The sequence below is a fragment of the Methylobacterium fujisawaense genome, from assembly GCF_039619325.1.
Taxonomy (GTDB): domain Bacteria; phylum Pseudomonadota; class Alphaproteobacteria; order Rhizobiales; family Beijerinckiaceae; genus Methylobacterium; species Methylobacterium fujisawaense.
In genome coordinates this window covers 2,606,848-2,620,446 of record NZ_CP155000.1, presented here as the reverse complement: position 1 = coordinate 2,620,446, position 13,599 = coordinate 2,606,848, and the positions used below count along the sequence as shown (strand labels likewise).

Genomic DNA, 13,599 nt, shown 5'->3' with positions numbered 1-13,599 from the left:
CCTCCGGGGCGGCCGGATTGGACGCCGGAGGGGCGACGCGTCAAGCCCGAGGGCACCCTGCCGGAGTGGAGGCCTCAGGTGCGCACGAACAAGACGCCGTGTCCGTCCGGCCCCGCGCAATAGACCGTTGCGCCGTCAGCGGAGGCCTGCGGAACCCGTCCGGCCGCGCGCAAGCGTCGCGACAAGGCCTGCGGATCGGCCGTGGCGAAGACGAAGCGGGTCGCGGCCCGGTCGGCGGGCCCGAAGACGAGCCGCCGTTCGGTGGCGGGCAAGCGATAATGCAGCAGTTCCACGTGCGGCGCCGGCTCCGGCGGTTCCAGCGCCAGCACATCGACCTGCGGATCGTCCAGGCCATCGAGGCGTGCCTGTTCCGGGCCCTGGTTCAGGCCGCGTTCCGCCAGCGTGAGACCGAGGGGGCCGGTCAGGAAGGCCAGGGTCGCCTCAAGATCGGTGACGGTGATCGCCGAGTGATCGATCCCCAGAAACAGCCCCGGCGCCTCGCGCCAGCGGTCGGCCGGGGGGCCGCCGGGAAAGACGATCAGCTCCAGCGGGTGCCCGTCGGGGTCGCGGAACTTGTAGGCGGTTACGCCCCCCGTGGATTCCGGCAGGCGCTGGGGACCGCCGCGGCTGATGGGAAGCGGGGATAGCGGCGCGAGCTGCGCCATCGCGGCCGCCATGTCGCGGACCGGGATCGCGAGATGCTGGAAGAACGGGTCGGTCGCCGCCGGATCGGCCGGGTAGGGCGCACCGGGCGGATCCACCCTGAGGAAGGTGACGGTCTGCGCGCCGAGCCGCATGCGCAGCTGCGTCGCGCGCCTGTCCCCGAGTCCCATCGCTTCCGCCTGCGCGGGGGGCAGGGGTTCCGGCGGCGCGATCCGCGCGAAGCCGAGCCCGTCCCGGTAGAAGGCTTCCGTGACGGCGAGGTCCGCGACGGTGCGGCCGAACCCGATGAGCGCCCGCACCCCGCTCACAGGAGAGGAGCCCCCCGCACGTTCACGTAGATCGCGTAGAGCGCCTGCGAGGCGCACAGGAAGAGGCGGCTGTTGTTGCGGCCGCCGAAGGTCAGGTTGGCGACCGTCGCGGGCACGCGGATCTTGCCGACCAGCTCGCCGCCCGGGTCGATGCAGTGGACCCCGTCCCCGGCGCTCGACCAGAGATTGCCATGCTCGTCGCAGCGGATCCCATCGGCATTACCCGGTGCGATCGTGCAGAAGACGGCGCCCCCGGACGGGCCGCCGTCTTCGCCGACGTCGAACACGCGGACGTGCTGGAGCGGGTCGGTGTCGAACTGCAGGCCGGTCTCGACGATGTAGAGCCTGCGCTCGTCGGGCGAGAAGCACAGCCCGTTCGGCCCCTGGAAATCGTCGGCCACCACCCGCAGCGAGCCGTCGCGCGGGTCGAACCGGTAGACCGCGGCGGGCAGCTCGGAATCCTGCTTGCCGCCTTCGTAGTCGGTCTGGATGCCGTAGGGCGGGTCCGAGAACCAGATCGTCCCGTCCGACTTGCAGACGATGTCGTTGGGCGAGTTCAGCCGCCGCCCCCGGTAGCGCTCCACGAGGCTGGTGATGCTTCCGTCGAGTTCGGTGCGGTGGATGCGCCGGCCGCGATGCGAGCAGGACAGCATCCGTCCCTGGCGGTCGCGGGCGTGGCCGTTCTCGAAGTCGCTCGCCGCCCGATAGACGCTCAGGCCGGCAGAGTCGGACCAGCGCATCACCCGGTTGTTCGGGAGATCCGAGAACAGCAGCTCGTCGCGGTCGCCGAACCAGACCGGGCCCTCCGTCCAGCGGAACCCCTCGGCGAGCTTCTCCAGCGGCGCGTTCGGCAGTATGTAGGCCTTGAAGCGCGGCTGCGTGAGGTCGAAGCCCTCCATCAGACCGGGCCTACTTGAAGCGGCCGGGCTGATTGACGGTCGGCTCGACCTGCAGGCCGGTCACGATCATGGTGCAGGGCTCGTCGCCCACCGTGCCGGACAGGTGGCCCTTCTTGCCGTCCCGCGCCTTCGTGTTCTGGTCCTCGCCCATCATCAGCTCGCCCGGGCCCATCTCGACCCGGTGGCCGTCCATGGTCTCGACGAACCAGCGCCCCGAGAGGATGGCGATCCATTGCGGCCGCGGATTCTCGTGCCACTCGCCCACCCACCCGACCGGCAGGACCGTGAAGGTCACGACCGACGGGGCCGGATCCATCTTGTCGTTCCACTGCGGCGCGGTCTCGGGGTTGATCCCCTCGAACTTGAACCGCTCGAGATGGACCAGCTCCTGGCGGCTCACCCCCTCCGCATCGGTGTAGACGTGCCAGTACGGCATCTTCGGAGGGGTCTGCTCGCTCATCGTCGCTCCTGCCGCGGCGGGACACTTGTTGTCCCACAACGGCCGGGCTTGGCGATGGTTCGCGCGCGGATGTCGGTGATCGGGACGGCCGACGTGCCGTCTCGAGGCCGGACCCGCCAGCGGCCCGCGCCGTCACATCTGCTCGGGGATCCGATCCGTCTGCGCGAGGTTTGAGAACCGGGTGATGTTGGCGTCGAACTGCAGCTCCACCGTGCCGGTCGGGCCGTGACGCTGCTTGCCGAGGATGACCTCGGCCTTGCCGTGGACGCGCTGCATCTCGGCTTCCCAGGCGAAGAACTCTTCGGTCCCTTCGCGGGGCTTCTTGTTGCCGACGTAGTATTCCTCACGGAACACGAACATCACCACGTCGGCGTCCTGCTCGATCGAGCCCGATTCGCGCAGGTCGGCGAGCTGCGGGCGCTTGTCGTCGCGGTTCTCCACCTGACGGGAGAGCTGCGACAGGCCGATGATCGGCACCGCCAGTTCCTTGGCGAGCGCCTTCATGCCCGTGGTGATCTCAGTCATCTCCTGCACGCGGTTGTCGCTGCGCTTGCCGGAGCCCGACAACAGCTGGAGATAATCGACGATCAGCAGATCCAGCCCCTTCTGGCGCTTCAGGCGCCGGGCCCGGGCTGCGAGCTGGGCGATCGAGATGCCGCCGCTCTGGTCGATGTAGAACGGGATCGTCTGCATGTCGCGGGCGGCATCGGTGATCTTGTAGAAATCTTCCGGCCGGATGTCGCCGCGGCGGATCTTGTAGGAGGGGACGCCCGACTGCTCGGCGATGATACGGGTGGCGAGCTGCTCGGCCGACATTTCGAGGGAGAAGAACCCGACGATCCCGCCATTCACGGTCTTGGTCGTTCCGTCCGCCTGCTTCTCGCCGCGATAGGCCTTGGCGATGTTGAAGGCGATGTTGGTCACCAGCGACGTCTTGCCCATGGCCGGGCGGCCCGCGAGAATGATCAGGTCGGAGGGCTGGAGGCCGCCCATCTTGGCGTCGAGATCGCTGAGGCCCGTGGCGATGCCGGAGAGCTTGCCCTCGCGCTGATAGGCCTTGGCGGCCATGTCGACCGCGGCGGTCAGCGCGTCGGAGAACTTCTGGAAGCCGCCGTCGTAGCGTCCGGCCTCGGCCAGTTCGTAGAGCCGCCGCTCGGTTTCCTCGATTTGGTCGCGCGGCGCCTGCTCCACGGGCGCCTCGTAGGCGCCGTTCACCAGATCCTCGCCGATGGTGATCAGCCGGCGGCGGATGGCGAGGTCGTAGATCGTGCGGCCGTACTCGCCGGCATTGATCACCGTGGTGGCGTCGGCGGCGAGCCGGGCGAGGTACTGCATCACCGTCTGGCCGCCGAAATCGGCGTCGCCCAGATAGGTCTTCATGGTGATGGGCGTGGCGAGCTTGCCCGCCTTGATCAGGGACGCCGCCACCGTGAAGATCTGCTGGTGGGCATCCTCCATGAAGTGCTCGGCCAGCAGGAAGTCCGACACCCGGTAATAGGCGTCGTTGTTCACCAGGATCGCGCCCAGCAGCGCCTGCTCCGCGTCGATGTTGTGCGGGGCGACGCGGTACTCGGCCTGGACCGTTTCGAGCTTGGCCGTGAGCGCATTGGGCAGGGCCATCGGCGGACGACTCCGTATCAGGCGCCGCGGCGGGCGCGCCAGGATCACACCGCACGACCTTGGCCTCGGTATGGTTACCGAAGCTTAGCCGACGGCCGGTTCTCCCGGGCCGGGGCGCGGAAAAGCGGACGCCCGCCGACTCTCGCGAGCGGCGGGCGTCCATGCTGGAACAAAACTGGAACGTGTCAAGTCTCGGGGGCAATCGTCCCCAGTGTTCACCGACATACAGGGCTGGGGACGGTTCCCAGCCGAGCCCGAACGCGGCGCGTCCGGCGCCCGGCCTAGGGCGTGGCCCTGTCCGGTACCCGGCCCGCAATGTCCCGCACGCCCGACCGGCCCCGAAGCCGGTCGGATTGTCCGCGGAAGAAATCAGCCGCGGTCGTCGGCACCCTCGCCGGCATCGGCCAGCGCCATGCCGACCTCGAGACCCAGGTCGTCGAGATTGAACGCCTCGCGCTCGGTGACCGACTCGCCGCGGGCCTGACGCTCGGCCTCCTCGGGGCTGCGGGCGACGTTGACGGTGATCTCGACCTCGACCTCGGGGTGCAGCACAACCGGGACCTTGTGGAGGCCCAGGGTCTTGATCGGCTGGTTCAGGGTGAACTGGCCGCGGTCGACCGTGAAGCCCTCCTTCGAGACGACCTCGGCGAGGTCTCGGGTCGAGACGGAGCCGTAGAGCACGCCGGTTTCGCCCGACTGGCGGATCAGGACGAAGCTCTGGCCGTTCAGCTTCTCGGCGACGGCCTCGGCGTCCTTCTTGCGGTCGAGGTTGCGGGCCTCGAGCTGGGCGCGCTGGGCCTCGAAATGCTTCTTGTTGGCTTCCGTCGCGCGCAGGGCCTTGCCGCGGGCGAGCAGGAAGTTGCGGGCGAAGCCCGGGCGGACATTCACGGTCTCGCCCATCTGGCCAAGCTTGGCCACGCGCTCGAGCAGGATCACTTCCATGGTCTTTCTCCTTCAGGTGGTCGGCCGCTGAGGCCGGGGTCTCACGGCGCCGGGCTGTCCTTGGGACGCCGGCGGTCGAGGGCTGTATCGGCGAGGCCGAACAGGGTGAGGGCGACCAGGGCGATACCCTGGGTCACGAACAGGATCAGATACATGCCGAACAGCATCAGCCCGCGTCCGGGCCGGCCGCGGGAACGGTCGTGGAAGGCGGCGAGTCCCTGAAGGGCGAAGGCCGCGCTGAAGGCTCCGACCAGCGCGACGCCGAAGACGCCGACATAGCCGGGGGCGAAGCACATCGCGACGGCGGCCGCGAGCGCCGCGAGCGTCGAGCGCGGCATCGTGGTGGAGGGGATGTCCGGCCAGGGCCGCGGCAGGCGGCCCGAGATCTTCACGATCCGGGCCGAGGCCCAGAGGTAGAAGGCCAGCAGCAGCGCGAGACCGTTCGCCGCCAACGCCGGCACCACTCGGGCGAGGGCATCCGCGACCTCGGTCCGCGTCACGTCGGCCTGATCGTCACCGGTCTGCGGCGCCGGCTCGGGCGCGGCCGCCGCGTCCTGTCCGCCCGCGTCCTGTCCAGCCTTGTCTTGGCCGGCGGCGTCCTGGCCGGCGGCGTCGGAGCCGGTCGCCGGCGCACCGGCGCGTCGGGTTTCGGCAGGGCTGCGGGTTGCAGGCATGCGCGTCTGCACCAGCGTCTGGGCGAGCCCGCGCAGCTGTGCATCGAAGGCCGCGTGATTCGGCGAGGACAGGACCGCGATGGCGATGAAGGCGAGGGCGGCCGTGGCGGCGATCCAGCCGAGCAGGCGGCCGGTCGGGTACCATTCAAGGCCGGCTTGCGTCTCGCGCCCGAGGAGCGTGAGGTAGGCGAGCCACCAGGCGGGGAGGGCGATGTAGGCCGCGAAGGCGAGCCCCATGAACGGGGCGATCACGAGGATCAGCACGAGGCTGCCGGTGGCCGCCGCCACGAGGGCGGCCTTATGGCTCCAGCCGAGGCCGACGATCAGGATCGGCAGCGGTGCCACGAGGTAGAGCAGGATCGCGAGGGGGGTCGCCTTCAGAAGCACCCCGAACAGGAGTGCCGAGACGAGGCCCGCGCCGATACCGATGCCGATATGCTGTGCCATGAATTCCGCTGTCCCGCTGCCGGTGCGGCAGGGTTAGAGGCACGGATACGCCCCAACGATCGGGCGGCGCGCGCCGCCCTCTGTGAGGACCGGCCCGGGCGAGAGCCGGGCCGGTCGGTTCGGTGACCTACTTGATCACGTAGGGCAGCAGGCCGAGGAAGCGGGCACGCTTGATCGCCTGGGCGAGCTCGCGCTGCTTCTTGGCCGAGACCGCGGTGATCCGCGACGGGACAATCTTGCCGCGCTCCGACACGTAGCGGGAGAGGAGCTTGACGTCCTTGTAGTCGATCTTCGGCGCGTTCGCGCCGGAGAACGGGCAGGTCTTGCGACGACGGAAGAAGGGACGGCGTCCGCCGCCTGCACCAGCACCGAAAGCCATGGGTTAGCCCTCCCCGCCGAAGCTGCGCTCGCCGCGGTCACCGCGATCGCCGCGGTCACCCCGGTCGCCGCCGAAGCCGCCACCACCGAAGCCCTCGTCATCCCGACGACGGCCGCGCTCGCGATCCTTGCGGTCGTCGCGGTCGCGCTTCTGCATCATGGCGGACGGCTCGGAATCGAGCTCCTCGACCCGGATGGTCATGAAGCGCAGCACGTCCTCGGAGATCTGCATCTGGCGCTCCATCTCGGCGATGGCGGCCGGCGGGGCATCGATGTTGAGGAGCGCGAAGTGCGCCTTGCGGTTCTTCTTGATCCGGTAGGCGAGGGACTTCACGCCCCACATCTCGATCTTCTCGAGACGGCCACCGTTCTGCTCGATCACACCCTTGTAGGTGTCGATCATCGTCTCGACCTGCTGGGACGTCACGTCCTGGCGGGCCAAGAGCACATGCTCGTAGAGAGGCATATCGGGCCTTTCATCGTCAAAAGGAGCCCGGCCGCCGGAGGGCGGCTGAGTCGGGCCGGTTCATCTCGCGAGACGCTCGGCGCCAAGCCCTTCGAGCCGATTTTCAGGCCCGAGCGGTTGATCGAAGGCGGAGACACCGGACGACGGGATCCGGCAAGATCCCTATGCCGCGAGCAGCATTGTCCGTTCAGCCCCCGGCCGGAGCGAACGCGAGGGGCGGCGCATAGTCGGTTTTTGCCGCTCTGGCAAGTTCGCCGCGCACTTCAGGCATCCCGGTGCGGCGCCGGAGTAGGTATTGGATCTGGCGCGCCACGCTGCCGGGCTCTTGGCAAGGCTCGTGCCGGAGACCGCGCGGGGGCAGCGCCGTCCGGGCCTGATTCTGCGAGCGGACGGCGGGGCGGCCACGATCGGTCTCCGGATCCGTCGACGGGCACCGCGGCTTGCCGCTCGGGCGGTTCGATGACACAAGCGCGGCGCAGCTGGGGATCCCCGGCCGCGCTGGTTGTTCGGTAATTCTCCAGATCCGTGATGGCAGAGGCCCCATCTTCCGGCCCCTCCGAGGTCGGTCCCGTGCTGATCACCGGCGCGAGCGGCTTCCTCGGCTCAGCCCTGGTCGACGTCTTTCGCCGGGCCGGCTTCCCGGTGCGCATCCTCGTGCGCGCCTCGAGCCCGCGCCGCAACCTCACCTGGACCGACGTGGAGATCGCCGAGGGCGACATGCGCGACCCGGCGGCCGTGGCGGCGGCGATGCGCGGCCAGCGCTACCTGATCCACGCCGCCGCCGATTACCGGCTGTGGGCGCCGGACATGGAAGAGATCGTCCGCACCAACCGCGACGGCACGCGCCTGATGATGCGCGCGGCGCTGGAGGCCGGGGTTGAGCGGGTCGTGTACACATCGAGCGTCGCGACGATCCGGCCGCCGGCCGACGGCGTCACGCCCTCCGACGAGACCATGCCGCTGACGCCCGAGACCGCCATCGGCGCCTACAAGCGCAGCAAGGTCGTGGCCGAGCGGGTGGTCGAGGAGATGGTCGCCCGGGACGGCCTGCCGGCGGTGATCGTCAACCCGTCGACGCCGATCGGCCCCCGCGACGTCAAGCCGACGCCCACCGGGCGGATCATCCAGGAGGCGGCGCTGGGCAAGATGCCGGCCTTCGTGGATACCGGGCTCAACCTCGCTCACGTGGACGACGTGGCCCACGGCCATCTCCTGGCGCTCCGCAAGGGGCGGGTGGGCGAGCGCTACATCCTCGGCGGCGAGGACGTGTTCCTGTCGCAGATGCTCGCCGACATCGCCGGCATGGTCGGGCGCAAGCCGCCGACCGTGAACCTGCCGCGGGCCGTGGTCTATCCCGTCGCGTTCTTCGCCCAGCTCGCCGCCCGGGTCACCGGAAACCAGCCCTTCGCGACGATCGACGGCATCCGCATGTCGCGGTACCGGATGTTCTTCTCGGATCGGAAGGCGCGCGCCGAACTCGGCTACACGGCCCGGCCCTACCGCGAGGGCCTGTCGGACGCGATCACGTGGTTCCGTGAGGCGGGGTACCTCGCATGAGCACCCTCGAATCCGCCACCGCGACCCGTTCCGGCAAGGGGCACCGCGACGAGAACTTCCCCGTCGCCTCGCACCTGATCCATCCCCGCCATCGCGGCGCGATCCTGGCCTTCTACAATTTCGTCCGCGCCGGCGACGACGTGGCCGATCACGCGGAGCTGTCGCCGGAGCGCAAGATCGCGCTCCTCGACAGCCTGGCCGATTCGCTGACCGGCGCCGGCCCGTCCGATCCGGAGGCCGAGCCGCTCAAGCGCGAGCTCGCGGCCCGCGGCCTGCCGCCCCGCCACGCCCTGGAACTCCTCGACGCGTTCCGCATGGACGCCCGCAAGAGCCGATACGCGGATTGGGATGAGCTGATCCACTACTGCCGCTATTCGGCCATGCCGGTGGGGCGCTTCGTCCTCGACGTGCACGGCGAGGATCCGGCCCGGGTCTACGGGGCCTCCGACGCCATCTGCGCGGCCCTTCAGGTGATCAACCACCTTCAGGATTGCGGCAAGGACTACGCCGCCCTGGACCGGGTCTACCTCCCGCAGGATTGCCTGGATCGGCACGGCGCCACGGTGGCGATGCTCGGCGAGGCCAAGGCGCCGCCGCAACTCCGGGCGGTGATCCGCGAACTGGCGCAGAGATGCCTCGACCTCCTCGACGAGGGCGCGGTCCTGCCGGATCTGATCGACGACCTGCGCCTGTCGCTGGAGATCGCCGCCATCCACCGCCTCGCCGTGGTGCTGAGCCGGGGCCTGCTGGAGCGCGACCCGCTCTCGGAGAAGGTCCATCACGGCAAGGCCGCCTTCGCCCTGACGGCTCTGGGTGGCGTCGCCGCCACCCTGGCACGCCGGCCCTTCCGTGGGCGGACCATCCGGGCCGCGGCTCAAGGAATCCGCTCGTGACCGCCACCGCCACGCCCGCCCAGAACCCAGAGAGTGCCGCCCCGGCGCTGCCCGCCGCCGGCTCCTCCTTCTATACGGCGATGCGCCTGCTGCCGAAGGAGCGGCGGGAGGCGATGTATGCCGTCTACGCCTTCTGCCGCGCCGTCGACGACGTCGCCGATGACGGCGGCACCCGCGCCGTGCGGCAGGCCGAGCTCGACCGCTGGCGGGCAGATATCGACGCGCTCTACGCCGGCCGGCCCGCGCCGCGCGTGCGCGACCTCGTGGAGCCCGTGCGCCGCTTCGGCCTGAAGCGGGAGGATTTCCAGGCGGTCATCGACGGCATGGCCATGGACGCCGTCGAGGACATCGTCGCCCCCGACGCCGAAACCCTCGACCTCTACTGCGACCGGGTCGCGAGCGCGGTCGGCCGGCTGTCGGTGCGGATCTTCGGCATGCCGGAGGCGGACGGCATCCGGCTGGCGTGGCACCAGGGCCGGGCGCTCCAGCTCACCAACATCCTCCGCGACATCGACGAGGATGCGGAGCGCGGCCGGCTCTACCTGCCGCGCGAGAAGCTCCAGGCAATCGGCCTCACCGATCCGACGCCGGTCCAGGCGATCAGCCACCCGCGCATCGGCGAGGTCTGCATCTCCCTCGCCCGCGAGGCGGAGGAGCATTACGAGGCGACCTGGGAGATCATCCGCCGCAGCCCCCGCAAGGCCACCAAGGCCGCCCGGCTGATGGCGGCGGCCTATCACCTCTATCTCAAGGCGGTCGTCGACCGCGGCTGGGCGATGCCCCGGGCGCGGGTGAAGCCCGGCAAGCTCGCGCTGCTGGGCGTCGTCCTCCGGCACGGCCTGATCTGATGGGCACCGTCCACGTCGTCGGCGCCGGCCTGGCCGGCCTCTCCGCCGCCGTCGCCCTCGCGGAATCCGGTGTCCGGGTGGTCCTGCATGAGGCCGCCAAGCAGGCGGGTGGCCGCTGCCGCTCGTACTACGATCCGGCACTCGGCCTGACCATCGACAACGGCAACCACCTGCTGCTGTCCGGCAATGCCGATGCCCTGGGCTTCCTCAGGACCATCGGTGCCCCGGCCGATGCCCTGACCGGTCCGGACACGGCGGAGTTCGATTTCGCCGATCTGAAGACGGGCGAGCGCTGGCGCCTGCGGCCCAACGCCGGGCGGCTGCCCTGGTGGGTGATGAGCCCGGCGCGCCGCGTTCCCGGCACCCGGGCGCGGGACTACCTGGCGCCCCTCGGCATCCTGCGGGCGGCCTCCGGCAAGGCGGAGGGCGCGGGCGGGACCATCGGCGCGCACATGGCCTGCGAGGGCCCGCTCTACCGGCGCCTCTGGCATCCGGTGCTGCTCGCCGCCCTCAATACCGAGCCCCGCGACAGCGATGTTGGGCTGGCGGCCCGGATCCTCCGCGAGACCCTGGGCGCCGGCGGGAAGGCCTGCCGACCCCTCGTCGCCGTGGAAGGCCTGTCCTACGCCTTCGTCGACCCGGCGATTCGCTATCTCACCGCGCGCGGCTCCGAGATCCGCCTGGGCCGGCGCCTGCGCGGGCTCGAGACCGTGGACGGCCGCGTCGGGCAACTCGTGTTCGCGGACGGCGCCGAGAGCCTCGGCCCGGAGGACGGCGTCGTTCTGGCGCTGCCCCCGTGGGTGGCCCGGGAAGTGTTGCCCGGTCTCCTCGCCCCGACGGAATTCCGCTCCATCGTGAACGCGCATTTCGCGCTCGCTCCGAAGCCCGGCAGCCCCCTCGTCCTCGGCGTCGTCAACAGTCTCACGGAGTGGCTTTTCGCCTATCCGGACCGGTATTCGGTCACGATCAGCGGTGCCGACCGGCTTCTCGATGTGCCCCGCGAAGACCTCGCGCGGCAGATTTGGGCCGAGATCGCACAGTTGTGCAACCTTGCACCGGATCTGCCCAGCTGGCAGATCGTAAAGGAGAAGCGTGCGACCTTCGCGGCGACGCCGGCAGAAGCCGCGCGGCGCTCGGGGGCCGAAACCGCCTACGAGAATCTCGTCCTGGCAGGCGATTGGACTGCGACCGGCCTGCCATCGACGATCGAGGGAGCGATCCGTTCGGGCCAGACGGCCGCGCGTTCCTTGCGCGCGGCATCGGTCGTGCGCTCTGGAACCCCAGCGCGCGGCGCAGCTTGAGGCATGGCGTCCGCCGCGAGGCGGTCGTTCGAGGCGAGGACTATGAGAGAGGCCGTAAGCAAAGTCGAGGCGCTGCAGCGCTCCAAGACGCAGGGGATCGCGCTCGAGGACGTCGAGCGCGGCGTGGCACAGGCGACGCGCGCGCTGACCGACCTGGCGCATGACGACGGGCATATCTGCTTCGAACTCGAGGCGGATGCCACCATCCCGTCCGAGTACATCCTGTTCCACCACTTCCGCGGCACGCAGGTCCCCGGCGACCTCGAGGCCAAGATCGGCACCTACCTGCGGCGCACCCAGGGCCGTCACGGCGGCTGGGCCCTCGTCCACGAGGGGCCGTTCGACATGAGCTGCACGGTCAAGGCGTATTTCGCCCTGAAGATGATCGGCGACGACATCGAGGCGCCGCATATGCGCCGGGCGCGCGAGGGCATCCTGTCCCGCGGCGGCGCGGCCAACGCCAATGTCTTCACCCGCTTCATGCTGGCGCTCTACGGCGAGGTGCCGTGGCGCGCCGTGCCGGTGATGCCGGTCGAGGTGATGTTCCTGCCGAAGTGGTTCCCCTTCCACCTCGACAAGATCAGCTACTGGGCTCGCACCACCGTGGTGCCGCTGTTCGTGCTCCAGGCGACCAAGCCCCGGGCCCGCAACCCGCGGGGCATCAGCGTGCAGGAGCTGTTCATCACGCCGCCGGAGAGCGTCCGCTCCTGGCCGGGTTCGCCCCATGCCACCTGGCCCTGGACCCCGATCTTCGGCTTCATCGACCGGGTGCTCCAGCGGGTCGAGAACCACCTGCCGCGCAAGAGCCGCCAGCGGGCCATGGAAATGGCCCGTGCCTGGGTGAGCGAGCGCCTGAACGGCGAGGACGGCCTGGGCGCCATCTTCCCCGCCATGGTCAATTCGGTGCTGATGTACGAGGTGATGGGCTACCGGCCCGATCACCCGCAGGTCCGCGTCGCCTGCGACGCCATCGAGAAGCTCGTCGTCGAGAAGGCCGACGAGGCCTATGTCCAGCCCTGCGTCTCGCCGGTCTGGGATACGGCGCTGGCGAGCCACGCGCTCCTGGAGGCCGGCGGCCCCGAGGCCGAGGCCCAGGCCCGCGCCGGGCTCGACTGGCTGAAGCCCCGGCAGGTGCTCGACATCGTCGGGGACTGGGCGGCGCGCAAGCCGAAGGTCCGGCCGGGCGGTTGGGCATTCCAGTACGCCAACGCCCATTATCCCGACCTCGACGACACCGCCGTGGTGGTGATGGCGATGGACCGGGCCATGCGCCAGCACGGTCTGGTCGCCGGCATGCCGGACTACAAGGTCTCCATCGCCCGCGCCCGCGAATGGGTCGAGGGGCTGCAGTCGGAGGACGGCGGCTGGGCGGCGTTCGACGCCGACAACAACCACATGTACCTCAACCACATCCCGTTCTCGGATCACGGCGCGCTGCTCGATCCGCCGACCGCGGATGTGACCGCCCGCGTGGTCGGGATGCTGGCCCAGCTCGGCGAGACCCGGGAGACCTCCCGCGCCCTGGACCGCGGCGTGAACTACCTCCTGAACGACCAGGAAGAGGACGGATCCTGGTACGGCCGCTGGGGCATGAATTTCATCTACGGCACGTGGTCGGTGCTCTGCGCCCTCAACGCCGCGGGTGTCGATCCCGCCGATCCCCGCATCCAGCGGGCGGTGAACTGGCTGATCCGGATCCAGAATCCGGATGGCGGCTGGGGTGAGGACGCCTCCTCGTACAAGATCGACCCGGCCTTCGAGCCCGGTTCGTCCACCGCCTCGCAGACCGCCTGGGCGCTGCTCGCCCTGATGGCAGCCGGCGCGGTCGATGATCCGGCCGTCACCCGGGGCATCAACTTCCTGACCCGCACGCAGGGCGCGGACGGGTTCTGGAAGGAAGAGCGCTACACGGCCACGGGCTTCCCGCGGGTGTTCTACCTGCGGTATCATGGTTACCCGAAGTTCTTCCCGCTCTGGGCGATGGCGCGCTTCCGCAACCTCAAGCGCGGCAACAGCCGGCGCGTCCAGTTCGGCATGTGACGGCCTGCGGCCGGCCGCGCCTCGCCGGATCGCAGCGCGTTCGACCGTTCCGACGACCGATCTGCGAGCCCGGTATTCCAGACGTGGCCTCCTCAGACAGCGA

General features: G+C 70.1%; 13 protein-coding genes. 5 read left to right on the top strand and 8 right to left on the bottom strand.

The features are described 5' to 3' along the window. Nucleotides 1-74: 74 nt before the first annotated feature. From ABC766_RS12350 to rpsF, 8 genes are all read right to left on the bottom strand, one after another. Nucleotides 75-962, bottom strand: coding sequence for a VOC family protein (locus ABC766_RS12350; protein WP_345822355.1), 888 nt, complete (start codon nt 960-962; stop codon nt 75-77). Nucleotides 963-967: 5 nt separating this feature from the next. After that, a complete protein-coding gene (locus tag ABC766_RS12345) occupies nt 968-1,870 on the bottom strand; it encodes an SMP-30/gluconolactonase/LRE family protein (RefSeq protein ID WP_345822354.1) in 903 nt (300 codons plus the stop codon). Nucleotides 1,871-1,880: 10 nt separating this feature from the next. Then, nucleotides 1,881-2,330 (bottom strand): cupin, encoded by a 450-nt coding sequence (locus ABC766_RS12340; RefSeq protein ID WP_053611135.1) that lies wholly within the window; start codon nt 2,328-2,330, stop codon nt 1,881-1,883. A gap of 132 nt (nt 2,331-2,462) precedes the next feature. Next, nucleotides 2,463-3,950 (bottom strand): replicative DNA helicase, encoded by a 1,488-nt coding sequence (locus ABC766_RS12335; RefSeq protein WP_043346877.1) that lies wholly within the window; start codon nt 3,948-3,950, stop codon nt 2,463-2,465. 369 nt (nt 3,951-4,319) lie between these two features. Beyond that, nucleotides 4,320-4,892: a 50S ribosomal protein L9 gene (gene rplI, locus ABC766_RS12330; protein WP_043346875.1), complete on the bottom strand. Its 573-nt coding sequence runs from the start codon at nt 4,890-4,892 to the stop codon at nt 4,320-4,322. Between the two features lie 41 nt (nt 4,893-4,933). Next, nucleotides 4,934-6,013 (bottom strand): DUF2232 domain-containing protein, encoded by a 1,080-nt coding sequence (locus ABC766_RS12325; RefSeq protein ID WP_043346873.1) that lies wholly within the window; start codon nt 6,011-6,013, stop codon nt 4,934-4,936. A gap of 127 nt (nt 6,014-6,140) precedes the next feature. Beyond that, on the bottom strand, nt 6,141-6,392 hold the full coding sequence (gene rpsR, locus ABC766_RS12320) for a 30S ribosomal protein S18 (protein WP_007561044.1): 252 nt from the start codon (nt 6,390-6,392) through the stop codon (nt 6,141-6,143). 3 nt (nt 6,393-6,395) lie between these two features. After that, nucleotides 6,396-6,857: a 30S ribosomal protein S6 gene (gene rpsF, locus ABC766_RS12315; RefSeq protein ID WP_020090632.1), complete on the bottom strand. Its 462-nt coding sequence runs from the start codon at nt 6,855-6,857 to the stop codon at nt 6,396-6,398. A 528-nt stretch (nt 6,858-7,385) separates the two neighbouring features. Here rpsF and hpnA point away from each other — a divergent pair. From hpnA to shc, 5 genes are read left to right on the top strand one after another with little or no spacing between them, the layout of a single operon-like run. Continuing rightward, nucleotides 7,386-8,414 carry a hopanoid-associated sugar epimerase gene (hpnA, locus tag ABC766_RS12310; RefSeq protein WP_043346872.1) on the top strand — a complete coding sequence of 343 codons (1,029 nt, stop codon included), beginning with the start codon at nt 7,386-7,388 and terminating at the stop codon, nt 8,412-8,414. Continuing rightward, entirely contained in the window at nt 8,411-9,307 is an 897-nt protein-coding gene (hpnC, locus tag ABC766_RS12305) for a squalene synthase HpnC (RefSeq protein WP_342145390.1), read from the top strand. The genes hpnA and hpnC overlap by 4 nt, the downstream gene beginning before the upstream one ends. Next, nucleotides 9,304-10,155: a presqualene diphosphate synthase HpnD gene (gene hpnD / locus ABC766_RS12300; protein WP_043387032.1), complete on the top strand. Its 852-nt coding sequence runs from the start codon at nt 9,304-9,306 to the stop codon at nt 10,153-10,155. Before hpnC ends, hpnD begins: the two co-directional genes overlap by 4 nt. Next, nucleotides 10,155-11,456, top strand: coding sequence for a hydroxysqualene dehydroxylase HpnE (hpnE, locus tag ABC766_RS12295; protein ID WP_111473208.1), 1,302 nt, complete (start codon nt 10,155-10,157; stop codon nt 11,454-11,456). The genes hpnD and hpnE overlap by 1 nt, the downstream gene beginning before the upstream one ends. A gap of 42 nt (nt 11,457-11,498) precedes the next feature. After that, nucleotides 11,499-13,496: a squalene--hopene cyclase gene (gene shc / locus ABC766_RS12290; RefSeq protein ID WP_043387030.1), complete on the top strand. Its 1,998-nt coding sequence runs from the start codon at nt 11,499-11,501 to the stop codon at nt 13,494-13,496. Nucleotides 13,497-13,599 lie beyond the last annotated feature (103 nt).